Raw genomic sequence first — 23,894 nt, 5'->3', positions numbered from 1 at the left:
CTTACTGAAATTTAAATCAACAAAGAACAATAATTCTGATTGTCTTGTTGATTTAATTATAAATAGTAAATGAGTGATTATTGTTTATAAATTATTTCACGTAGACATGATTTAACATTTGTATTAATTGTTTGTTTCGATTTTGAATAATTGATTTATTCAGAGTTTTTGGGTTTAAGACAGAGATAAGTAATAGAGGCTAAATTGCCCCCTTACTTGCTTATGTCGCCTTTTTAATAAATGGAATTTTGGTTATTCGTTCAAAACCAATCACTTTTAATAAACAGGAAGAAAGGCTTGAAATGAGTTCACGTGCATTACCAATAAAAAGTAAATTGGCAGCAGGGGTATTGACTTCGCTGCTGCTTGGGCTTTCCACCTCCGCGGTGGCTGGTCCGGTGAAATCACACGGTGTCGACTTTGGTGTCGTTAACCAAGATCGCATGATTTCGATGTTGAAAAAGACAGGTGTTATTGCAAAAGACGCTAACGAAACCGAATCGGTTAAGGCGTTGTATCAGTATTTGTCTGCTATTCATGTTCAAAAACCAGAAGAGGGCGAACTTGCTTCTTATGAAGAGAAGCGTAACAAGAGACTGCTTGGTCTTATGGGTTCGGAATCTTCCAGCAGCGCAGTTCCTGCATCTATCGCTCGTGTTCAGGAAGAGAACGCATGGACAGGACCTGTAACTCAGGACAAGGTGCTGGCAATACTCATCGAGTTCCCAGACTACCCTGCTAACATGGTGACGCCGGGTGAAACCTCGAATTACTACGAAGACTACACACCAACGCACTACCAAAATATGTTGTTTGGACGAGATGGTTACGTCGGCAGCAACGGTAATAACCTGATTTCTATGGTTCAGTTCTACGAACAGCAGTCAGGTGGTTCCTACACGCAAATAGGTGGCGTGGCTGGTTGGTACAAAGCTAAGCATCCGGCGGCATTTTACGGTGCACAACAAGGCACGACCAGAGACGTGAATGCTCGTGATCTGGTTCGTGAAGCTCTTGTGGCTGCGGCGGCAGATCCTAATGTAAATCTGGGTGATTATGACCTGGAAGATCGCTACGACCTGGATGGCGATGGTAACCTGCGCGAGCCAGATGGTCTGGTTGACCACATCATGATCTTCCATTCTGGTGTCGGTCAGGAAGCTGGGGGCGGTAATCTGGGGTCTGACGCTATTTGGTCTCACCGCTGGAATCTGGGCAAAGTGTTTGCGATTGAAGGTACAACGTCACCATTGCCAAACTGGGGTGGCTCAATGGCTGCGTACGACTACACGATTCAGCCGATTGATGCAGCTGCTGGTGTGGCTGCCCATGAATATGGTCACGATCTGGGTCTGCCTGATGAATACGACACAATCTACGGTGAGGACGAGTGGGGCAGCACGCCTGGTGAGCCTGTTTCTTACTGGTCGATCATGTCTTCTGGTTCATGGGCGGGTTTGATTCCGGGCACAGAACCAACAGGCTTTAGCCCATGGGCTCGTCAGTTCCTGCAAAATTCACTAGGTGGAAACTGGTTACATGGTAAAACGGTCGAGTTCGACCAATTGAATACGTCTCCGCAATCCGTGGTGTTAGATCAGGCTTCTTCGAAAGGCAGCAATCATGATTACTTGCGAATCAATCTGCCGCCAAAAGTTGTGAAACTAATGGATGTTGTGGGTACTCAGTCTTTTTACTCCCAACGTGGGGACAACCTGAACACCAACATTCAGTTTGATGTTGCTATCCCTGCTGCGACATCCGCCGCTCTGACGTTCAAAGTGAACTACGACATCGAAGATGAATATGACTTTGGACGAGTTCTGGTGAACGGCACTCCAATTGCGGGTGACATCACAACGATCTACGATCCGCATGAAATTGGATACGGTATCGGATTTACCGGAGTATCTGACGGTTGGGTAGACGCAAACTTTGACCTGACAGCCTACGCAGGTCAGACCGTGACCATCACGTTTAACTACCTGACGGATGGCGGTTACGTGAAAAATGGTTACTGGTTTGATGAAGTGAAAGTTACTGCTGACGCACAGCAGGTTGCCCACTACAATGCAGAGTCAGCGCACCCAGAACTGACGTTTGACGGCATGATTCTGAATGATGGTCGCTTTGAACATGAGCATTACTATCTGGCGGAATGGCGTCAACATGAAGGCGTTGATAAGGGATTGGCACACATCAATCGCAACAACCACATCATGACGTTCGATCCGGGTCTGGTGCTTTGGTATGTCGATACGTCTCACACGGACAACGGTGTGTCTTCTCACCCAGGTGAGGGATGGTTAGGTGTTGTTGATGCTGACCGTAACCCACAATTCTGGAGCGATGGCACTCCGGCGACGTCCCGCTATCAGGTACGTGATGCCGCATTCAATACTAAGACAGGTAACCAGATTCATCTTGTAGACCGCAATGGTCTGACTCTGGATGACCCATATGTGGTAGCGAACCCAATGTTTGCGGACTGGGAAGATTATTCCAATCCAATCCGTCCAGCGACAGGTCGTTTAACCCCACATTACGGTATCGTTCTTCAGGTGGTGGATCAGGCGGCTGATGGCAGCAGCGCCACCATCAATATGATGAAGCTGTGGTAACAGCTTAACGCAACAAAAAAAGCCCGCTAACCGTGTTTAGCGGGCTTTCTGTATCTAGTGAATGAAGATGAGACGAGGGTTAGTCTCGTTTCCAAAGCATGTGACAGAACTTATGATCCGGGTCTCGGCTAATCAGCATTCGGGCGAATACGTCATCCAGCTCGTCGCTTTCTTCATTAACTAAGCCTATGCGTACTTCGGCGTAAATTTCTTTATCTACATCGAAGCCGACATGTCCGACCCAGTCGTCACCCGTTTCAACCATTTCTGCCGCACCGCGATCTTCAAATTGAGCGGTAAACAGAATTACATCTGCGGGTTCGAGGTTATCGGGCGCCATTTCAAGAAAAATATCGTAGGCAGTATCGATGACATCATCAAAAGAAATTAGGTCTGACATAATGTTACGCTCGGTTCATGTATTTACGTTCAGTGGTGTTAACTACCACGCGATCACCAGTAGAAATGTACTCTGGTACCTGAACGGTCAAGCCAGTGGCAAAACGAGCAGGTTTAGTACGAGCAGAAGCCGAAGCGCCTTTAATGGACGGGTCCGTTTCTTCAATGACCAGTTCAACAGATGAAGGAAGTTCAAGACCTACTGCCTGATCATTGACCAGAAGAACCTGCAACCCTTGTGTTTCTTCATTAATGAACAGCAGGTCGTCTTCAATCTCGTCCTGCTTAAAGGTGTACTGAGTGTAATCTTCGTTATCCATAAAGATGTACTCATCACCGTCTACGTATGAAAACGCAACATTGCGCTTTGTCATGTCCGCAGTATCAACAACGTCGTCAGACTTGTAGCGCTCATCTACTCGCGCACCATTCGTTAAATCGTTACAACGTAGTTTGTAAATTTTTGCACCGCCACGACCACCTGGAGTCGTGACTTCGATGTCTTTAATCAGAAGCGTTTTGCCGTTAGAAACAATGGCAAACCCTTTTTTTAATTCGCTAGCCTTTGGCATGTCTATTTCCTAAATGTTTTGGTACTCAAGCGTGTTGCCACATCTCTGGCAATTGCTTGGTTTTCAGGCTGAAACTAGCATGAAACCTTATAGGGTAACAACTGCCAAGCGCCTTTCTGCAGGTTTGAATGCTTATATTTTTGGCATTAGTCTAAGCCAACTCGCAACCCATGTTTACTTTGCTGAGCCATATGAGGAAAACTGCCTGAATCGAAAGGGGATTTCATTCACCGGAACCATGGTCTTAATTTGTATCCCCACACTTGATCGAATGGAAATGCTGGGCGAATATATACTGGAGTCTAAAATTCGGAATATTCTTTTGAACACAACCACTTCTCTGCCCGTCATTGACCCTAAAGACGCATTCCAGCCTGATTTTCAACCGGTCATCGACGAAGTTCTCGGCTTTCTCACACGTGGACTAACCTCCAATCTTCATAGCGTGTATGTCTTTGGCAGCGTTGCACGAAAAACAGCTAGGGTAGGGCATTCTAATCTGGATATTGTTGTCGTTACTCAACGTCCGCTTTCCGACAAAGAGCACACCATTGTAAAAACCATTAAGTGGCGTTTCTCAAAACAATACAATCACCTGATAACAGGTATTCAGTTTCAGTTTGGCACCATGCCTGAAATTCTCAGCCTTGATGGGATTTTTACTTGGGGCTTTATGCTCCGCCACTGCTGTGTTTGCGTTCATGGGGAAGATTTATCTCAGAGCTTCGGAGATTTTGAACCCAGTTGGGAAATTGCCAAGCACTGGAATATGGATGTTGGTGATTGGGTCACGCTCTATAGAGATAAGATTGCTAAGTCGCATTCAGATACCGAAACGCGCTACCTGCAAAAGATCATTGCCAAGAAATTGCTCAGAGCCAGCTATTCACTGATCATGTACAAGGATAAGCAGTGGATTGAAAATCCGGTAGAGTGTGGGAAACACTTTTTGCGTTTTTATCCCAAGAAAAAGGTTGAGGTACAAAGACTGGTTATCTTGCTTCAGGGTAAACCCGTTCCAAAACGGTCGATAATCGGTATTTTAGATGGATTCGGCAAATGGCTGGTTAAAGCCTACGATAAAACCGAATTCAGAATTGGTTAAAGTATAGACGCCACTCCTCGGAGTGGCGTTTTTGTTTCTAAGTTAGCAACCTTTGAAATTCGACTTTGTTCGGTAGCTCTGGTGGTTTGGTTTGGATGAGATTTCTATGTAGCACTTGTTTCCACGTATGACTTCTGGAGTCATATCCGATATTTTTTCTCCGTCCATATTATGATGCCAGAAGATTACGGACTTCACTTTATCATCTTCGTCACTGGTGCCTTCCTTAAAGCCATTTTCATTTTTGTTTTTGGTCGTGACATTTTTGTAGGCGAGTTTCGTACTCATTGCTCTGTCTAAGTTTTTTGCGTCTAGGTAAGGCATTAAACCTGATAGCTTGAACTCTTTGCCATTAAAACGTATTACGCTGTTCTTTTCTTTTTTCTCCAGCATCGCCTGTCCGGTAATATTCTTCGCAGCAGAATTCCAGGCTGTTTCAGCAGATATTAATGTTTCTCTTTTTGCATGAGAACTTACCTCAGTAAACTTAGGTAACGCAGCGGCAGAAAGAATTCCCATGATAGCGACAACAATGACCAGTTCGATGAGTGAGAAACCGTTTTGGCGGCTCATATTAAATTACTCCAGCAGTGTGTGATTAGAATGCGTGCAAAGCATATTGTTTTACGTAATACCTTGTCAATAGAAATTTAACATAAAACCTTTTTGTGAAGTAATGGGAACGCTCGATGTTTCAGGAGAAGCTCGGAGCGTCTCAACTTCGGGAAAGCGTTGCTACATTGCCATGTGCTAATGTTAATTGAGGTAGATTTTGCTGAGATCTCACATGCAGCTATGGAATCGGGCAGACAAGCTAAAAATGCTGGTGATTTGGGGGGAGAATGAGTCTTTCACCAAGCATTTGTGGTCTTCTCTGTTGGCGCTGCGGGAAGGTTTATTGTGGATGGTTCCATGTTTAATGTTGTCTTCTCTGATTCTATTCGTCGCGTCTATCGGGGATTTCCTTTACGCCGAAAGACCTTCTTGGGTTGAGGCAAGTTTTACCCTGCACTCAGAGCTGACGGCTATTTTTCCATTCCTTCTGACTGCCGCCATTTCATATATTCTTGCCATGCAATACCGCATGCCACGACCTCCCATAGCACTTCTGTCGATAGCGTACTTAGTGGTGCTGCGCCAGTTGATTCCCGAAGAGAATGTGATGCTGATGTACAGCGTCATCATGGCGATCGTTACTCCTTTGTACTTCATTCCAATCATTAGCTGGCTTGTTAAGCAGAAATGGTTTGAGTTGACCAGCCTGGACAGTGCGGGGCAGATAGTAAAAGAAACGCTGAATCTCGTACTGCCCGCTATTGTGGTAGCTGGCATTACCATTTTGATTAATACCGGATTCATTGCTTTTGTGTCCAGCATGACGAGCTTTGATTTTCGGTCTCTGGATTATGCAAACGACCCATATTCGTTCGGAATGATTTTCAGCGTGCTGAACTCAGTATTCTGGTTCTTTGGAATACACGGCTATTACGCCTTGCTGCCGATGGTGGAGCTTTTAAACGAAGCCATTGACCTCAATTATTCTGTTGTGATTTCTGGTGGTGAAGCCTTTTACCATATGAATTTATCTTTGATGGGAAGTTTTGTTTTCATCGGAGGGAGCGGCGCCACCTTTTCATTGATCGTTGCCATGCTGGTGATATCAAAGCAGCAATCTCTACGCGTTATTGCGCTCGCCAGTATCCCCATTGCTGCCATCAACGTGAACGAACTTCTTCTTTTTGGGTTGCCCATAATATTTAACCCGAGGCTATTGGTGCCATTCATTTTGGTGCCCTTGGTTAACGTTGTCGTGAGCCTCTTTGCCGTTGAAAGTGGGTGGGTCGCGTCTCCTAGCGTATCTCTGCCTTTTAACAGCCCCATTTTGGTTAATGCGTGGATTGCCACTCATGGCGACTTGGCAGCCATTGGACTCCAGCTATTTAATATCTTGCTTGGAGCACTAATTTACGCACCTTTTGTGTTTGGTTTAGAGCGTTCCTATTCAAAGCACTCAATCTATTTTTCTGCGCTGGATACGACCTACACAAGGCGGCAGGAAGAAGCACTGACCCTTAACGATGATCCGATTTCGATCATGCAGGCGAAAGCCAAACAGGAGATCAGCCTGCAAAGTCATCTGGAAAGCATCAGTAACAAAGAGTTCTGTCTTGAATATCAGCCTCAGGTCGATGCTGAAAGCATGGAAATAATTGGCTGCGAGGCGTTAGTCCGAGCCGTTGATAAACATGGGAACATTGAGTATCCCAATCGTTTCTTGCCCTGGTTGGAACAGGCGGGAATGATGAAAGATCTGGATTTGTGGGTGGTTAAGCGCGTCGTCAGTGACATCGACTACTGGATAAGAAAAGACGTGGATTTAGAAGTCAGTATAAACATCACGCCACAGACGCTAATGGATGATCGCATGTTGCAGGAGGTAGAAAGGTTGGTCGTACCTTTTGCCGGAAAAATCCATTTCGAAATCACAGAGCAAACGTTGCTGTCTGACAGAAGGAAAATGACTCTGGCACTGAACCGACTCCATCTTCTGGGTGTTAAAATTCATATTGATGATTTCGGAACCGGATTCTCTTCGCTCAGTTATCTTAATAAATTTGATATCGACGCGATAAAAATCGATCGGAGTTTTGTCATCGCATTAGATACCGAAAAAGGTTTGAAGGTCTTTAACAGCCTGCTCAGTATTGCAGAGGAATTGCAGTTAGATGTGGTGGTCGAAGGCGTAGAAAAAGACACCCAATTGGAAGTAGTTCCTTGCAAATCGGGTGTCTCTGTTCTGGGTTGGTATTTCAGCAAATCCCTTTCTAGAAATGACTTCGTTAATTACTATCTGGAAAACAAATCAGAGAAAAAATACTGATCATAAGTGTCCATTTCAACCTTACTCACAAGGCGGAGCAAGATGAATCATAGCCAGTCCACCCAATGACGTTTCACGGTATTTTTTGTTCATGTCTTTACCGGTTCGGTACATGGTTTCAATGACCTTATCCAAAGAGATCAAACATTTGCTGGTGCGTTTGAGCGCCATTCTGGATGCATTGATGGCTTTTACCGCACCCATTGCGTTTCTCTCGATGCAGGGAACCTGAACCAGCCCACCAATGGGATCACAGGTCATGCCTAGTGAGTGTTCCATCGCGATTTCAGCCGCTATGCAGATTTGTTCGTTGCTGCCCCCGCGCAGTGCCGTTAGTCCGGCTGCTGCCATAGAAGAGGAGACCCCAATTTCACCCTGACACCCAACCTCGGCACCTGATATCGAGGCATTCATTTTGTAAAGCATGCCTATTGCGCCGGACACGGCCAGAAAATCACGTATCTGTTTGTTATCTAAAGGTCTCAGGAATTGGTGGTAGTACATCAGCACTGCGGGAATGACACCAGCAGCTCCGTTAGTCGGAGACGTTACGACTTGCCCGCCTGCGGCGTTTTCTTCACTCACCGCAAAAGCGAACAGGTTGATCCAGTCCATCACTTCCATTGGGTCATTTTCTAGCGATGCATTGGCTTCAAGCTTTTTGAGTAGAGCAGGGGCACGGCGCGTCACGTTTAAACCACCATCCAAGATACCTTCCGTTTCGAACCCTTTCTCCATACAGCGGCTCATTACATCCCAAATCTGATCAGCTTTATGATCCAAATCTGCCTTGGAGCGCATGGCGAGTTCGTTTTGCTGAACCAGACCACCTAAGCTCAATCCATGTTTGTCTGCCTGCATCAGCAACTCTTCTGCACTATGAAAAGGGTAGGGAATGGCAACAGAATCAAGCGGTTTGGGGTTCTTAAGTTCTTCTTCTGTTTTGATGAACCCACCCCCAATGGAGTAATAGGTTTCACTCGCAACAGGGTTATCGTCTTTATCACAAGCGGTTAATGTCATGCCATTTTCGTGATGGGGTAACGCGTGCTTGTGAAAAAGCATGTCTTTTTCCCGATTAAAGGCGATGGACTGCGTTCCGCATAGCAACAGTAGATCTCGCTTCGCACAGGTTTCAAGCTGCTCATTGGCTTCGGTAATATCGATATTCGCAGGTTCGTAACCCATCAGACCCAACAAAGTAGCCCGATCGGTGTGGTGACCAATACCAGTGAGAGACAGCGAACCGAAGAGTTCGATCTTCACTCTGGTTATCTTCCCTAAGTCGGGCTGAATCAGTTTGCCAAATTGATAACCAGCGATCATCGGACCGTTGGTGTGAGAACTTGATGGTCCTACACCCACTTTGAAAATATCAAAAATCGACAACATACGCGTTCCACTGTAATTGTTATTAATATGTTAATTGTAATTTTTAGTGACGAGAGTTTCAAAGAAACGGATGAAGATAATCTGTGAAGAGGAGGCAAAAAATCCCGACAGTTAAACTTGCCGGGAGTTTGGAACTAGCTTTGTGAGAGGGTAATTTGACCTGTGGTAATGGTTTCTGAGTCTACGTCACTCACTTCATCTATGTAGCTTTCCACTGTCTGCTCAACAAAATCGGTGTCCTGAGTGAAGTACGCCAAATGGAAAACGGCGTCTCCTTCATTCACCAGCGGCAGAGTTTGCTGACCGATAACAATGCCTTCTTTGGGCGCAATAATTTGGGTTTCAGTGTCTCCCAGAGGCGAGCTGATATAAGCCAGTATCTGGTCTTTTTCTACCTTTTCTCCCAAGGTGACGACAGTTCGAAGCATGCCATCGCTGTTCGCCCGCACCCAGTTTGTTGATTTGGCAATTACAGGTTCCGGGTACTTTTTGCGGCTGACCCTTAACATTCCGGCTGCCTGCATCACACGCTTGATACCTAGCATTCCCGCACTGATGGAAATGGGTTCGAACCGCAGCGCTTCCCCCGCTTCGTAGGTAAGCGTTGGAATGCCGATTCTTTCCGCTTCGCTGCGCAGAGAGCCATCTCTTAGCGCCGCATCAACAATTACCGGCGTGTTGAATGCTTTTGCCAGACGCAGTGTTTCAGGGTTGCTCAGATTGCCACGGATCTGCGGTAAATTGGTGCGATGAATCGCACCCGTATGCAGATCCAGAATCAGGTCACAACGCTGAGCAACGTTGGTAAAGAATGAGTTCGCCATACGCGATGCCAGCGACCCTTTCTCGGAACCGGGAAAACAGCGGTTCAGGTCTCGTCTGTCGGGCAGATAACGAGACTTATGAATAAACCCAAACACGTTGACGATGGGCACGGCGATAACCGTGCCTTTCAGTTTGCTAGGATCAAGCACACTGGAGAGCTGGCGTACCATTTCCACACCATTCAGCTCATCTCCGTGAATTGCCGCATTCACCATCATGACCGGACCAGCGTATTTACCATTAATGACTTCAATCTGAATCGAAAGTGGCGAATGCGTGTAAAGCTTCGCAGCTTCCAGTTCAAATTTCAGTCGCTCACCGGGAGCGACTGTGTAATCCAGCAAATGGAAATCGGAGTTTCTTTTAGCCTTTGCCACGAGTTTTTGTTCCTTTTGAAGACGCATTTTTCTCAATGAAATCCACAATCATGCCAGCGACGTCTTTGCCAGTTGCTTTCTCTATGCCCTCAAGACCCGGAGAAGAGTTGACCTCCATCACCAAAGGTCCACGCTCTGAGCGAAGCAGATCAACACCAGCCACATTCAGCCCCATAGCTTTCGCCGCAGCTACTGCTGTTTTGCGCTCTTCTGGAGTGATCTTCACCAGTGAAGCACTGCCTCCGCGATGCAGGTTTGAACGGAACTCACCTTCTGCCCCCTGGCGTTTCATTGCAGCAATGACTTTGTCTCCAATCACGAAGCAGCGAATGTCCGCACCACCTGCTTCTTTGATGAATTCTTGCACCATGATGTTGGCTTTTAAGCCCATAAACGCTTCGATAACGCTTTCTGCCGCTTTGCGGGTTTCAGCTAAAACAACACCAATGCCCTGAGTGCCTTCAAGCAACTTAATCACAACGGGCGCACCACCCACCATATCCAACAGGTCTTTCACATCATCCGGCTTGCTGGCGAATCCGGTTACTGGCATCCCGATGCCTTTGCGTGACAACAGTTGCAAAGAACGCAGTTTGTCGCGCGAACGAGTAATCGCCACAGACTCATTAACAGGAAAGACGCCCATCATTTCAAACTGACGCAGTACTGCTGTGCCGTAAAAAGTCACAGACGCACCAATTCTAGGAATCATGGCATCGAACCCTGTCAATTCCTCACCCTTAAAGTGAACTTCGGGTTTTTCGGAATTGATATTCATGTAACAACGCAGTGCGTCGATTACCTTAACCTCATGACCACGAGCTTCACACGCTTCAATAAGACGGCGAGTGGAGTACAAAGATTCGTTACGAGAAAGAATGCCAATTTTCACTATTTTTTCTCCTCAAATGGCACTAAAAATGATTCGGTTGGGTCAACAATGATTCGGTCATGCATGGCGGTTCTGCCCAGTAGCATTCGGAATCTCATGTTTTCTCTGTTGGTTAAGGTCACTTCGATTGGCCACTGCTCTTCATTTACTGAGAGAAGCGTTTCAATCACATAACGTTTTTCTTCATGACCGCCTGAATCGCGCACTATGCGTTCATCCATTACTTTTGCTTCACATATCTGGCTTAGCTCAGTGTTGTTCTGCTCTGGATGCATCCAAAACCGAACCCAAAGCGCATGATTTCTGGTGAACGTTTCCAACTTATAAGCGTGGAGGCATGAAGTTCGCGCACCTGTGTCTATTTTCGCTTTGATACGATCTAGGCGAAGTTCAGGTAGGCTTAGCACTTCTCGCCACCCTACGATGATCTTCTTTTTCATTTCGATAACTTAGGTCTGAGACCTGTATGTGAATAAAAGGCTGGGAGCAGCCATGAAGCGATGTTGAGGTGCCGTAATATGGGGTTCAACACGCTGCGTTTCCCTGAGCAGAGGAGAGTGAATTGTCCTCTGGGATACTCAGGGAAAGCGAATGTAGCAATTAATTTTTATTCCGTCATACAAACATTTTTGTCGTAAAGAACAAAAAAATTGATGGTGAGAATGTGGGCTAAAACAGACCCAGCTGAGGGGCATTTAACCTTTCAAAATCCAAGCCGATGAATGGCAGAATGGCATCGGCGATGGGTTGCAATTGTTTATCGATGTAATGCTGATAATCGATGGGGCTTTCAAGATATTCTTTGGGCTCAGGGCCATTCAGTGTGATGACGTATTCAATACGCCCTTTGTTCTGGTATTGCAGAGGCCTTCCCAGCTTCTCGTTTTTTTCGTCTGCAAGTCGAGCGGCTCTGACCTGTGGTGGAATGTTTTTCTGGTAATCAGCCAGTTTTCTTCGAAGTCTTTTTTGGTACACGAGCTGGTGGTCGAACTCTCCGTTTTTGGTGCTTTCAACGTAGTCTCGAATGTATTGCTCGGGGTCCTGATTGTGGAAGACCATGTCATACAGTGTTTGTTGGAATTCTTGGGATAGGGGGGTCCAATCCGTTCTTGCACTTTCCAGCCCTTTAAAGATGATCTGCTCGTTATCTCCATCACCGATAAGACCTGCGTAGCGCTTTTTAGAGCCAGCTTCTGAACCACGAATAGTCGGCATCAGAAACTTCTTATAGTGCGTTTCATACTCAAGTTCTAAATGGGAAGTAATACCAAACTCTTCGGTTAAGTGCGTTTGCCACCACTGATTGATGTGCTCGACTAAAGCGTGTCCTATTTTGTCTGCATCTTCCTGTGAATGAGGCTGGTTTAGGGCGACGAAAGTCGAGTCGGTGTCCCCATAAATGACCTGATAGCCTTTGTCTTCGATGAGTGTACGAGTTTGCTTCATGATTTCGTGCCCACGCATTGTAATGGACGATGCCAGACGAGTATCAAAGAAACGGCAGCCAGATGAACCTAACACCCCATAAAAGGAGTTCATGATGATCTTAATTGCCTGCGAGAAGGCTTTCTCATTGTTCTTCTTCGCCACATCACGTGCAGCCCAGAGTTGCTCGATCATCTTGGGAAGAAAATGACGCTCACGGTGAAACTGTCCTCCTCGAAAACCTTCAACGGCAGTATCTGGCGTATTCCCGACGTCCAGTTTCAGACCTTCAATTAAGCCCATAGGGTCAATCAAAAAGCTCCGAATGATAGACGGATACAGGCTTTTAAAATCCAGAACCAGCACTGAGTTATACAACCCCGGGATGGAATCCATCACATAACCACCGGGGCTGGCTAGCCAGTTCTCGGACTGCAGATGAGGTGCTACATAATTCGCACGGTGTAGCTGAGGCAAATACAGGTTGGTAAAGGCTGCAACGGAACCGCCAAGCCTGTCCAGCTCCACTCCTGTGAGTTTCGAGCGTTCTATGGCAAATTCCAGAAGATGAGTGTGCTCAAATATGCGGTTCACCAATACACAATCTTGCAGGTTGTACTTTGCTAGAGCGGGTTTGTCTTCGGCAAACATTCGGTTAATCTCATCCATGCGGTCATGAGCGTTATGGATGTCTTTTCCTTCTCCGAGAAGCTCCTGAGAAACGGATTCCAGCGACCACGAGCGAAAGTGGTAGGTCGCGGTTTTCAACGTATCGATACCATCTAACACAACCCGACCGGGAATGGTAATGAAGCTCTGGTTGCTGTTATTCGACTGGCGAAAATGCGCGTTTTGACCGCCTCGCCCTATTTTCAAGGGAAGTTTGTGCCACTCACAGCGCCTGTTAAGCAGCCTAAAGTCGAAATCTATGACACTCCAGCCAACTACAATGTCTGGATCAAACATTTGAAACCAGTCAAACATAGCTTTCAATAGTGCGTACTCGTTTTCGACCCATTGAATATTGGTGGTTGCAGGCTGAGGTTCACCAATCATGATGACCCTGCTATCCATTTCACTGGCAAGCCCGATGGAGTAAAGGATCCCTTTCTCGCTGCATTCGAGATCCAGAGACACCTGAGTGAGGTGAGGGTGGTAGTTACCAAACTTACATTGCGTATTATTGACCTTTATATAATCATTTCTAGCTTGAGTATTGCCTTGAAACTGAATACTTCCCTGAATAAATCTCTCCATAAGGTACCGGTCGGCGAGCCTTACGTCGGATTCGTAGGTCAGAATGTCATTGCTATTAAGTAATTGAGAGGCAGTGGTCGCGTGTTTAATGGCAGTGAAATAAACTCCTGCCGTAGCAACCTGGTCAAAAGTCTTTAGTGGAAGAGGCTTGATATCGAAAGGAATTGCAGCCGCATCCAATAACTCGGTTACCAGTAGTGAGTACTCAGATTCGATAAAGAACACTGGCTTTTGGTCTGGAATGACAAGATGGGCGGGTCCTTGTGCCGTTTTTACCCATAAATCAATCTGAGCTTTGCCGGACACGTCCCTTGCTTGTCTTGTTAATACGAATCCGTCTTGAATACTCAATGTGTCTATCTCTACTTCGCTGGTCTTGTGAATTTCTTACAATTTTTATGGTTTAGCAACTTTGAGGTATTGATGACCAGAAATGCATCAACTTACACTTCAAAACCGCTTTAATTATATCTGAGTCGATTGAATTTATTGAAACTTATTCGTTACAAACAGGGCGCAAAATACCGTACAACCTAACATATAGTTATAAATAAGAACTTTTGGATCTGAGGTCTGTGTCGAATTATTTGATGGGAATTAAGACGTTATGATTTGTTTACTGAAATATCAATAAATAACAAATTCGCGCTCTCTCACATTGCTGACTAAAATTGCCACAACAATTGGCGAAAATCAGTACAAACGAGGGGTAAGTTAACGACTCTGATTATAAGTTATGACGAAAGTTTGCGTTGTGACGCATATTCATTGTAATTTTTAACCCAGAATTGAGATATGATGAGTTCAACTGAATTTATGAATTCAGTTCACCGGAGTGTGAACTGAAGGAATAGATAGAACCAAAAAATAGTGTGGAGATACAAGTTTGATAAATGTTTTCCTTGTAGATGATCACGAGCTGGTTCGCACAGGGATACGACGTATTATTGAAGACGTCCGTGGTATGAACGTAGCAGGGGAAGCTGACAGCGGTGAAGAAGCCGTCAAGTGGTGCAGAAATAACCATGCTGACGTTGTTTTAATGGATATGAACATGCCAGGCATCGGGGGTATGGAAGCAACGAAAAAAGTGCTTCGTTTTAACCCTGATGTAAAAATCATTGTACTGACCGTACACACAGAGAACCCGTTTCCGACGAAGGTTATGCAAGCCGGAGCCGCGGGGTATCTGACAAAAGGGGCAGGTCCAGACGAAATGGTGAATGCCATTCGAATGGTGCACTCCGGGCAGCGCTACATTTCACCTGAAATTGCGCAGCAAATGGCGTTGAGCCAGTTCTCTTCCGCATCTGAAAATCCTTTCAAAGACCTTTCGGAACGAGAACTTCAAATCATGATGATGATTACTAAAGGTCAGAAGGTTACCGACATCTCAGAGCAATTGAGCCTGAGCCCGAAAACCGTAAACAGCTACCGCTATCGTTTATTCAGCAAGCTGGATATAAGTGGTGATGTTGAACTGACTCACTTAGCAATCCGTCACGGAATGATCGATACCGAGACTTTGTAGTGTCTCAGCAATTCGATTCCGGTTCCTTTCTTAAGACAGTTACCAGTCAACCCGGCGTTTACAGAATGTACAACGCCGAGTCGACGGTAATTTATGTCGGCAAAGCCAAAGATCTCAAGAAACGTCTTTCCAGTTACTTCCGTAAAAAGGTCGATAACGAAAAAACGCGTGCGTTAGTCAGTCACATCAACAAGATTGATGTGACGGTTACGCATACCGAGACAGAAGCGTTAATCCTTGAGCACAACTACATCAAGCAATACTTACCCAAATACAACGTATTGCTGCGAGACGACAAGTCCTACCCCTATATCTTTCTGAGCGGTCATAAACACCCTCGCATTTCGATGCACCGAGGTGCCAAGAAGCGCAAAGGGGAGTACTTTGGACCGTACCCAGATTCCGGTGCTGTCCGTGAATCATTGCATTTAATTCAAAAGATTTTTCCGGTTCGTCAGTGTGAAGATACGGTGTACAGCAACCGTACTCGCCCTTGCTTGATGTATCAGATTGGTCGATGTGCTGCCCCTTGTGTTTCGTCTGTAATATCTGATGAAGAGTACGCGGAGCTGGTGAACTACGTTCGCCTTTTTCTGAATGGGAAGGACAAGCAAGTTCTAGAAACACTGGTTTCCAAGATGGAAAAAGCCAGCATGGAGCTGCGCTTTGAAGATGCCGCAACTCTAAGGGATCAGATTCAGGCGATTCGTCGGGTACAGGAGCAGCAATTCGTTTCTGAAGATTCCATGGATGACTTAGATGTTTTGGGCTTTGCTCAGGAAAACGGCATTGCGTGTATCCATATCTTGATGATTCGTCAGGGCAAAGTATTAGGAAGTCGCAGCCACTTTCCTAAGATCCCCACTAACACAGACCGACACGAAGTTTTTCACAGTTTTCTGAGCCAGTACTATTTGAGTCATAACGAAGCGCGAACCATTCCGACTCGATTGATTCTGGAGCAGGATTTGTTTGTGGATGCTGAACCTTTTCAGGAAGTGCTGACTCAAATAGCCGGGCGGAAGATCACCATTCTGACAAATCCGAAAGGTACGCGAGCGCGTTATCTTAAACTGGCAAATACCAATGCTCTGACAGCGATAACCACTAAAATTAACCACAAGATGACGATTAATCAGCGTGTGAAAGCGCTTCAGGATCATCTTGATATGGATTCTATCCAGCGTATGGAGTGTTTTGATATCAGTCATACCATGGGCGAAAGCACCATAGCATCTTGTGTGGTGTTTAATCGTGAAGGTCCGGTCAAACAGGAATACCGTCGATACAACATTGAGGGTATTACGGGGGGAGACGATTACGCCGCCATGGGGCAGGTTCTGGATCGTCGATATTCAAAGCAGTTGGACATTGAAAAGATCCCCGACATTATCTTTATCGATGGCGGTAAAGGGCAGTTAAATCGTGCACACGAAATCATTTCTCAGCACTGGGAAGACTGGCCTAAGCGACCAAGGCTGATAGGTATTGCTAAGGGCATAACCCGAAAACCTGGTTTAGAGACCATGATTACGGTTGAAGGTGATGAGTTCAACATGGCGACTGATGAACCTGCGTTGCACCTGATTCAGCACATTCGGGATGAAAGCCACAACCATGCTATAGCAGGTCACCGAGCCAAACGAGGTAAAACCCGTCGCACCAGCGCACTGGAAGGCATTGAAGGTGTCGGTCCTAAACGGCGTCAGGCTTTACTGAAATACATGGGTGGTTTGCAGGAGTTAAAGCGGGCAACTGTCGAAGAAATCGCCAAAGTTCCAGGTATTAGCCTTTCTTTGGCAGAAAACATTCATCAAGCATTGAAACAATAGACGTTTTGACGCACCATTAAGCGCGCAATGACTAAGAGCTTAAAAAATATATGCGTTTTACCATACCGAACATTCTTACCTTACTCCGATTAGTACTGATTCCTGTATTTGTCATCGTGTTTTACATCCCCACGCCATGGGCTCCTTTTGCCGCTGCAATGGTTTTTTGGGTAGCAGGATTTACTGATTGGCTAGACGGTATGTTAGCGCGTCGGCTTGGGCAAACTTCTCGCTTCGGAGCGTTTCTTGATCCCGTTGCCGACAAAGTGATGGTTGCAACGGCTCTTATTCTGATTACAGAGCATTACGCGACCTGGTGGATCACCATTCCGGCGATAACCATGATTGCTCGTGAAATTATTATTTCTGCTCTGCGCGAATGGATGGCAGAAATAGGCAAACGCTCAAGTGTCGCAGTGTCATGGGTAGGCAAGGTAAAAACACTGTCCCAGATGTTCGCACTTTGGGTTCTCATCTGGCGTTATGATGACTGGATGGTGTGGCTGGGTTACGCGGCGCTATACTTCGCTACAATTCTGACCTACTGGTCAATGGTTCAGTATCTGGTTGCTGCCAAAGATGATCTTCTGGATGAAAAGCATCAATAGATTGCCAAGCTGACAAAGAATAATAAACGGATGAGAAATCATCCGTTTTTTTATGCCTCCGCTTTAGCGACTTCGGATACTGCGTACTGATTTCTTCCCCCACGTTTGGCGTGATATAGCGCGCTGTCAGCGTGCTGCAGAGATTCAGATAGGGAAACTGAAGAAGGGCACTCATCGAAGTGAGCCACGCCTATTGAAAGCGATACGCGGTCAGCACAGTACGAATTCAGATTGGGTAGGTTCAACTTGAAAACGGCTTGCTGAAGATTCTGAACTGCATCATTTACCTTCGCCGATGTTCTTCCTCCGACCACAATAGCAAACTCGTCGCCACCGTAGCGGTAACACTTGGCACTCAGATGCTTAAAATGCTCCTTAATTTGCTGAGTGATGGTGATGAGTACTTCGTCGCCCTTAACGTGACCGTAATGGTCATTGAGCTGCTTATAGCAATCAATATCCAGCATGATGATGCTGTAGCCAGACTGCTTTTTGTTTTGCAGTTCTCGGTAATGAGCATCCAAGGACTGGCGATTCCATAATTTGGTCAGATGATCGGTTTGAGAGATCAGGGTGAGCTGATGGCGGTTGAGCTGATTTTCCAGTGCAATAGAAAGATAGTTCGTCAACTGAAGAAATAGCTCATATTGATACGTCTGATAGGCATAGCAAGCCCCTGCCTGAATCGTGAAGACGGCTTTCACTTCACCATTGATGGTGATTGGAGAGAATAACAACGAGCTCATGTTATCGTGCTCTGAGGTTTCACCTAGCATTTCACGCTTTTTCTCTGCCGTCATGTCGTTGAAATAAAGTGAAGAGTTATTCTTAGCGCAGTATTCAAAGAATGTCGCTTTCTGCAGAAAATCGACGTAGGTTGGCTTCTTAATGGCATTGTCTTCGTAATAATGTTCCACAAACAGCTTTGGCTTGTCGGACTCATAAAACGCAATAGCAAGCGTATCGATGGTGAAAAGATTACTCAGATCATCAACTAACTGGGGCAGTACATCCCGAAAATTGTTGCACGTGCTCAGGTATTGCCCAACCCGGTTGATCAATGCCAGATTTTTATTGATGTCTTGCGCTGATTCCAGTGCCAGTCGATCCATATTGAGTTGGTAAATTTGGCTAAGGTAATCTTTTTCCCTTTTTAGTGCGGCATCACGAGACTTCTTGAAAGAAGCAAAGAGCGCACTGAAATGCTCATCTTTTTCCTCTCCGGAAGGCATGGTTTCCAGCCGACTCAATAAGATATGGTTGTACTTGTCGATAAGTTTGTCTGTGCCGACTTTTCTTGCATAACCTAAGCCTTCTTCAAGGTATTGATCCAATAAAGTCCAGTTAGACTGCTTTACTAACAGATAGCAGTAATCCAGCATCATTTCAGACAGATAGTAATCGTTCTGACAAACTTTAATTGCGTCTATTGCGGCAAGGTGGTGAGTCTCGGAAAGTTCAAAGTTCCCCCTTGCCATATGGTAGCGACCCTGAACCTGATGATAGAAGCTAAGGTATCTTAGATTGCCGTGTATATGTGGTTCTATCAGATCCGATATGGCAGCGACTTCATCCAACTGATTTAGCTCTACTTTGACACCAATGATATTGATGTAAGGAACCAGTTTGTATTCCAGCTCTTCATCATTCAACGCATCAAGTGACTGCTCAAAGTATTTCAATGCTGATGAATACTGCTCAACATTCATAAGCAGGTCACCAATATTATTGCGGATAAAAGCCAGCAGGCGCTGGTCGCCAAACTGTTCGACTCTTTCTGCTTTGGTCAAAAATTCACTCGCATGGGAATGATCGCCCAGTAAGCCGAAAATCGTACCGATATGAAAGTAACCAATGTGAGCCAGATACTCTTGATTATGGGTCTGGCACAAAGAGACACAGTCGAAGAACTCTTTTATAGCAGGGATCAGGTGACCTTCGCGGTATCGGGAGTAGGCATTGAAGACACTCTGAATCTCGACAGGAATGGATTGCCCAGTAGTTTCAGACAGCTTTTGTATATCGGCATACCTTTCTTTAACATCGTTTGCAGAGGCCGCGGTCACTAGGTTTCTGACCTCTTGCATTAATGTTGTCTGCCATTGCGGATCTGTCATGATGGGGCCCTGTGGTGACAATGTCGAAAATTAAGATATCTCATACTATATAAAACTCAGCCAGTTCAAAGAGCTAATTCTCTATTCACCTCAGATTTGAGCTTTAAGTGTAAACTATTGAGCTCCTTAGTTATGGAACTGCTATCTATGTTAAGAGCGTGCTAATACTATAGATTTCACAGAGACTTGCTTTTAAAGAGGTGAACAAATCTGACGGTTTGTTTGGTTTCAATACTACTTGATATTAAGGTCAATAATAAGGATTGGACGGGCGTTTTCTGTATGGATGATGAGCCGATCAAGATAAAAGGGTAGGAGTCGTATTTTTTTCAAATACGTATCAATCTTGATTCAGTTGTAATGTGCCCACAGGCTGAATTTCTTGTTTAATGACCTTAACTTTCTTCACTACTCTGTTAATGTGTTTTAAACAAATAAAAGAGGTCGATATTGGGTAAATGTCGCTACAAAAATAATCTATTTTACTCCTTTTGAATGGAAAATAGCCAAACGAATCAAAAAACTAAAAAATACAGTTGACGCTCTCGCGGGAATGCGTAGAATGCCTTCCCGTACTCAAGAGGAACTCACCAAGGTTTTTCAAAAAGAGTCAAAGGCGTGTTGGCAGAGTGGCTATGCAGCGGATTGCAAATCCGTGGACCTCGGTTCGACTCCGGGACGCGCCTCCATCGCGACACTAGCTCAGTTGGTAGAGCGCAACCTTGCCAAGGTTGAGGTCACGAGTTCGAACCTCGTGTGTCGCTCCAAATTTTAGTTTGACGATGTTTCGTTAAACTGCGATACAAGGTTTCCCCCTTACCAAGGTTGAGGTCACGCCTAAGCCTTGAAGATCGGGAACCTCGTGTGTCGCTCCAAATTAAAGTGGTATGGCTTGAATAGCGGTATCCAGATGGTGTCTCCATCACAATGAATATTGTGTGCCCTGGTGGTGGAATTGGTAGACACAAGGGATTTAAAATCCCTCGGCGTTCGCGCTGTGCCGGTTCAAGTCCGGCCCGGGGCACCATCTCATCATATATATGCGACACTAGCTCAGTTGGTAGAGCGCAACCTTGCCAAGGTTGAGGTCACGAGTTCGAACCTCGTGTGTCGCTCCAAAAACAAAAAAATCCTCGATAGCAATATCGAGGTTTTTTTGTTTTTAGCCTACTAAAAACCCAAGCCAAAGCTTGGGTTTTATCATTTTCATGAATCTGTTTGTTACGCTTTCTGACCGAAATGTCTCTGATACATTGCCATGAAATCTTCGCGAACCAGCTGTTCAATTTCAAAAGCCCGATCGGTTGGGCAGAACAGCATAAAGTGAACAACCTGCTCTCCGGTGTTGGCACTGGATATCGAAATATGCGGTTCAGCACCAGGTAGGTCCACACCAGCATGACGTTCAATGACAACGTTATAGCGCTTGGCGACATCAATAAAATCTTCACAGTGGTCATCAATTTTAGCCAGTAGGCTAGGGAACATTGGGTACAGGTTCCGGAATTCACCTACCACAATATTAAAGCTGTGGTAAACGTAACGTTTCATGAAGTTCAGATTTTTAACTGGAATACTGAAAAACATACTGTTGGGTAGGGTAGCGGTTTTACCCGTGTAATTGTAATTCCCATGGTGAAGATCAATTTCCTGAATCACAGTAGCCATCAAATTGTGTTCAATCACCTCGCCACATAAATTCCCGACTTCAATCCAGTCTCCGATACGGAAAGACCGTGAACTGGCGCGTTGAATTGAGCCAGTAAAGCATAAAATGATCTCTTTTGACGCGACAACCACGGCAACTGCAATTGCAGTTAATGAAAGCGCAAATTCGCTGATTTCCGACTGCCAAAGCAAAAACAACGTAATAATGATGACGGAAAAGGTCCCGTTTTTGGTTCGGGAAATCCATTTACGTTGATCTTCAGAAAGAAAATTGACATCACCCCGGATCATAGAAATGATGAGCTTGCGAATCAGAACGATCACTAAAATGACTAAGGCGCTCAGCAGAAGCTTATTTTCTAGTAGAAAGCCGACAGCTTGATCCAAGACTTCCATTCGTTCACTCCTAAGTAATTTGATTTTATTGTTAGATCAATAGCCCCTTGAAGTGGTATTTCTGAGGGCACCAGAACCCAAATACCCAGAGGCTATCGTCTCTGGGTATTGTCCAATTTTGTTGCGAAAAAGCAAAACCCAGCATTTAGGCAAATGAAGGGAACGCTTTTATATTGTTGTATGCACGCATGACAGATTCAGGGATCTCCTGTTTTATCTGAAACCCTTTTTCCGGATACGTCTGAATACGTTCAAAGTCGCCCAATAACGCCTCTATCACTAGGTTAGAGGGTATCGTATCGTTGAAGTAGTCCAAAAATCGACCACCGGGGGATGTGACATAGACCTCTTTATAAGGCAGCTTCCACTGCTTCACAAAGGTCGCGTATGCGCGCCTTTCCATGTAAGGCTTTTGTACCAAGAGTACTTTTTCCGGGGCGAAATCCAGCTGTTCCAGAATAATGGCAGTAAAGGCGACGTTTTCTCCAGAATTGGTGGCTTTGGTTTCTAAAACGATGTCACTTTCAGGGACACCCAACTGTTTGGCGATATCAGCAAAATGCTCAGCCTCTGTTACATCAAACAAACCTTCTGTTAATCTGCCTTGAGCGCCAGAAAAAATCAGTTTTGGGGCAATGCCATCCAGATAGAGTTGCGCTGCATATTCAGCGACCCTTTCGTCGTTACTGCACATACAAAAAATGCAGTCAGCTTTCTGAAAATGCTGATGCATTTGCATGTAATCCCACAAAGTCTCAATATGCTGATAAAGGCGCGTTGACATAAATTCTCCTATAGCGCGTCCAGCGTACTCGGATAAAGGAATGAGTAGCCCAAAGAAACCAGCTTGTCAGACACAATTCGTTTTCCGGGTTGGTCAACCACGGGTGGAAGAGTGCATTCTTCATCCGAGTCGATGGCTTCGATCGCTCGTTGATAATATTCCGCTTTACTGACGGTTGAAGGGCTGGTTGCGTTGACAACGGTGTTATGGAGATTGGTCACAGCAAAAGCGACGACGCCTACAGCATCATCCTGGTGCAGCATATTGGCAGGTGCAGACTTACTCACCGATTTAAGTCGACCTGCAAACCGAGAAGGGTGTCTGTCTGAACCTACTAATCCACTGCATCGAACCACAACGTAGTCCAAGCCAGAGTCGATAATAGTCTGCTCAGCTTTCAGCATGATGACAGCCTTTTCTGAAAACTCTTTATTTTCTATAGCGATAGATAGAGATGCTTTTTCCTCGGTCATGTCCAGTGATTGTTCAGGGTATACAGTGGTAGAGCTGACTTTTACTATCTTTTTGACCCCAGCTTCATTTGCTGCTTCAGACATAGCTTGCCAGTGCAAAGCGTACTGCTCGCCATTTCCTTTTCGAAAACCTGGAGGGAATGCACCCACGACAATATCTGCTTGATGAGAAGTAAATATCTGGGTCAGGCGGTTGATGTTTTCTTCTAAGCGGTCGGAAAATGAAAAAGCAACGCCTTCGATTGATTGAGCGCTTAGCTGATCGATACCCTGCTGAGAGGTTTTGGTCGCAACAACCTGATGGTCATTGGAGATAAGGTGTTTAGCGAGAGGCAGACCTAGCCAGCCTGCCCCTACAATTACAATACGGCTCATTGATTAAGCACCTGCACACAGCACGCGAAGAATTTTGTCTGCGTGTTCTGCCACTTCAATGCCTTCATCTGTTAGGTAGCCACCGTCAGGCAGGGTACATAATTTTTTCTCGTAGAGACGCTGAACAGCGTTTTGAGCAGATTCAGAAGCGTCGTGGTGCACTTTTATGCCCGTTGCTGCACTGCTGATATCAAATTGAAGAAGAAGGTTAAGCTCGTCGATATGGTCTTGGGTGTATTTCATCGTAATTCCTCAGAGCGAAATGTCTGACCCCACCATAAAGCTCTGAAAGATCATGTACAACCATGAGAATAAAGATCTGTTAGGTTGAATCAAATTGGTGTCAAACTAGCCAGTGCCTGGT

Annotated in this window: 19 protein-coding genes and 4 tRNA genes; 10 read left to right on the top strand and 13 right to left on the bottom strand. The window is 45.4% G+C overall.

Annotated features, from left to right (window positions below):
- Positions 1-302 precede the first annotated feature (302 nt).
- Positions 303-2,621, top strand: coding sequence for an immune inhibitor A domain-containing protein (locus QMG91_RS10485; RefSeq protein ID WP_281826305.1), 2,319 nt, complete (start codon positions 303-305; stop codon positions 2,619-2,621).
- 79 nt (positions 2,622-2,700) lie between these two features.
- Here QMG91_RS10485 and QMG91_RS10480 read toward each other — a convergent pair whose 3' ends face one another.
- Both QMG91_RS10480 and efpL read right to left on the bottom strand, forming a co-directional pair.
- Positions 2,701-3,021: an HI1450 family dsDNA-mimic protein gene (locus QMG91_RS10480; protein ID WP_004404692.1), complete on the bottom strand. Its 321-nt coding sequence runs from the start codon at positions 3,019-3,021 to the stop codon at positions 2,701-2,703.
- Positions 3,022-3,025: 4 nt separating this feature from the next.
- Entirely contained in the window at positions 3,026-3,592 is a 567-nt protein-coding gene (gene efpL / locus QMG91_RS10475; protein WP_004404694.1) for an elongation factor P-like protein EfpL, read from the bottom strand.
- A 277-nt stretch (positions 3,593-3,869) separates the two neighbouring features.
- Here efpL and QMG91_RS10470 point away from each other — a divergent pair, with 277 nt between their 5' ends.
- Positions 3,870-4,697, top strand: a complete 828-nt coding sequence (locus QMG91_RS10470) for a nucleotidyltransferase domain-containing protein (protein ID WP_139063306.1) — start codon at positions 3,870-3,872, stop codon at positions 4,695-4,697.
- Between the two features lie 42 nt (positions 4,698-4,739).
- On the opposite strand, the gene QMG91_RS10465 is transcribed toward QMG91_RS10470, so the two are convergent.
- Positions 4,740-5,270 (bottom strand): type IV pilin protein, encoded by a 531-nt coding sequence (locus QMG91_RS10465; RefSeq protein WP_281826302.1) that lies wholly within the window; start codon positions 5,268-5,270, stop codon positions 4,740-4,742.
- 247 nt (positions 5,271-5,517) lie between these two features.
- Here QMG91_RS10465 and QMG91_RS10460 point away from each other — a divergent pair, with 247 nt between their 5' ends.
- Positions 5,518-7,578 carry an EAL domain-containing protein gene (locus tag QMG91_RS10460; protein WP_281830462.1) on the top strand — a complete coding sequence of 687 codons (2,061 nt, stop codon included), beginning with the start codon at positions 5,518-5,520 and terminating at the stop codon, positions 7,576-7,578.
- 21 nt (positions 7,579-7,599) lie between these two features.
- Here the strand turns inward: QMG91_RS10460 and QMG91_RS10455 are convergent, their stop codons facing one another.
- From QMG91_RS10455 to QMG91_RS10435, 5 genes are all read right to left on the bottom strand, one after another.
- Positions 7,600-8,970, bottom strand: a complete 1,371-nt coding sequence (locus tag QMG91_RS10455; RefSeq protein WP_022611410.1) for an L-serine ammonia-lyase — start codon at positions 8,968-8,970, stop codon at positions 7,600-7,602.
- 134 nt (positions 8,971-9,104) lie between these two features.
- Positions 9,105-10,199 carry a succinylglutamate desuccinylase/aspartoacylase family protein gene (locus QMG91_RS10450; protein ID WP_281826298.1) on the bottom strand — a complete coding sequence of 365 codons (1,095 nt, stop codon included), beginning with the start codon at positions 10,197-10,199 and terminating at the stop codon, positions 9,105-9,107.
- A complete protein-coding gene (gene rimK, locus QMG91_RS10445; RefSeq protein ID WP_004404706.1) occupies positions 10,159-11,064 on the bottom strand; it encodes a 30S ribosomal protein S6--L-glutamate ligase in 906 nt (301 codons plus the stop codon). Before rimK ends, QMG91_RS10450 begins: the two co-directional genes overlap by 41 nt.
- Positions 11,064-11,504 (bottom strand): ATP-dependent zinc protease family protein, encoded by a 441-nt coding sequence (locus QMG91_RS10440; RefSeq protein WP_281826295.1) that lies wholly within the window; start codon positions 11,502-11,504, stop codon positions 11,064-11,066. Before QMG91_RS10440 ends, rimK begins: the two co-directional genes overlap by 1 nt.
- 229 nt (positions 11,505-11,733) lie before the next feature.
- Positions 11,734-14,097 (bottom strand): DNA polymerase II, encoded by a 2,364-nt coding sequence (locus QMG91_RS10435; protein ID WP_281826293.1) that lies wholly within the window; start codon positions 14,095-14,097, stop codon positions 11,734-11,736.
- Positions 14,098-14,632: 535 nt separating this feature from the next.
- On the opposite strand from QMG91_RS10435, the gene uvrY reads away from it, so the two are divergent.
- From uvrY to pgsA, 3 genes are read left to right on the top strand one after another with little or no spacing between them, the layout of a single operon-like run.
- Complete coding sequence (gene uvrY, locus QMG91_RS10430) at positions 14,633-15,277, top strand: UvrY/SirA/GacA family response regulator transcription factor (protein ID WP_004404710.1); 645 nt, start codon at positions 14,633-14,635, stop codon at positions 15,275-15,277.
- The gene (gene uvrC / locus QMG91_RS10425; protein ID WP_022592115.1) at positions 15,277-17,109 is read left to right on the top strand and encodes an excinuclease ABC subunit UvrC; all 1,833 of its coding nucleotides are present in this window, start codon (positions 15,277-15,279) and stop codon (positions 17,107-17,109) included. The genes uvrY and uvrC overlap by 1 nt, the downstream gene beginning before the upstream one ends.
- Positions 17,110-17,159: 50 nt before the next feature.
- Positions 17,160-17,717 (top strand): CDP-diacylglycerol--glycerol-3-phosphate 3-phosphatidyltransferase, encoded by a 558-nt coding sequence (gene pgsA, locus QMG91_RS10420; protein WP_004404715.1) that lies wholly within the window; start codon positions 17,160-17,162, stop codon positions 17,715-17,717.
- Positions 17,718-17,767: 50 nt separating this feature from the next.
- Here the strand turns inward: pgsA and QMG91_RS10415 are convergent, their stop codons facing one another.
- Entirely contained in the window at positions 17,768-19,834 is a 2,067-nt protein-coding gene (locus QMG91_RS10415) for a sensor domain-containing diguanylate cyclase (protein ID WP_281826285.1), read from the bottom strand.
- 615 nt (positions 19,835-20,449) lie between these two features.
- Between QMG91_RS10415 and QMG91_RS10410 the strand changes: the two genes are divergently transcribed.
- The 4 genes from QMG91_RS10410 to QMG91_RS10395 all read left to right on the top strand — a co-directional run bounded on the left by QMG91_RS10410 (position 20,450) and on the right by QMG91_RS10395 (position 20,952).
- Positions 20,450-20,523: transfer RNA gene (locus QMG91_RS10410), tRNA-Cys, on the top strand.
- A 2-nt stretch (positions 20,524-20,525) separates the two neighbouring features.
- Positions 20,526-20,601: transfer RNA gene (locus QMG91_RS10405), tRNA-Gly, on the top strand.
- 173 nt (positions 20,602-20,774) lie between these two features.
- A tRNA-Leu gene (locus tag QMG91_RS10400) sits at positions 20,775-20,861 on the top strand.
- 15 nt (positions 20,862-20,876) lie between these two features.
- Positions 20,877-20,952 (top strand) — tRNA-Gly (locus QMG91_RS10395).
- A 103-nt stretch (positions 20,953-21,055) separates the two neighbouring features.
- Here the strand turns inward: QMG91_RS10395 and QMG91_RS10390 are convergent.
- The 4 genes from QMG91_RS10390 to QMG91_RS10375 all read right to left on the bottom strand — a co-directional run bounded on the left by QMG91_RS10390 (position 21,056) and on the right by QMG91_RS10375 (position 23,773).
- Positions 21,056-21,898, bottom strand: a complete 843-nt coding sequence (locus tag QMG91_RS10390) for a mechanosensitive ion channel family protein (RefSeq protein WP_281826283.1) — start codon at positions 21,896-21,898, stop codon at positions 21,056-21,058.
- 145 nt (positions 21,899-22,043) lie between these two features.
- A complete protein-coding gene (locus QMG91_RS10385; protein ID WP_004404721.1) occupies positions 22,044-22,682 on the bottom strand; it encodes a YdcF family protein in 639 nt (212 codons plus the stop codon).
- Positions 22,683-22,690: 8 nt separating this feature from the next.
- A complete protein-coding gene (locus QMG91_RS10380; protein ID WP_281826281.1) occupies positions 22,691-23,530 on the bottom strand; it encodes an NAD(P)H-binding protein in 840 nt (279 codons plus the stop codon).
- A gap of 3 nt (positions 23,531-23,533) precedes the next feature.
- Positions 23,534-23,773 carry a TIGR02647 family protein gene (locus QMG91_RS10375; RefSeq protein WP_004404726.1) on the bottom strand — a complete coding sequence of 80 codons (240 nt, stop codon included), beginning with the start codon at positions 23,771-23,773 and terminating at the stop codon, positions 23,534-23,536.
- Positions 23,774-23,894 lie beyond the last annotated feature (121 nt).

It is taken from the genome of Vibrio nigripulchritudo, from assembly GCF_027924785.1.
In the GTDB taxonomy this organism is placed as follows: domain Bacteria; phylum Pseudomonadota; class Gammaproteobacteria; order Enterobacterales; family Vibrionaceae; genus Vibrio; species Vibrio nigripulchritudo.
This window is presented reverse-complemented; position numbering and strand designations above follow the sequence as displayed.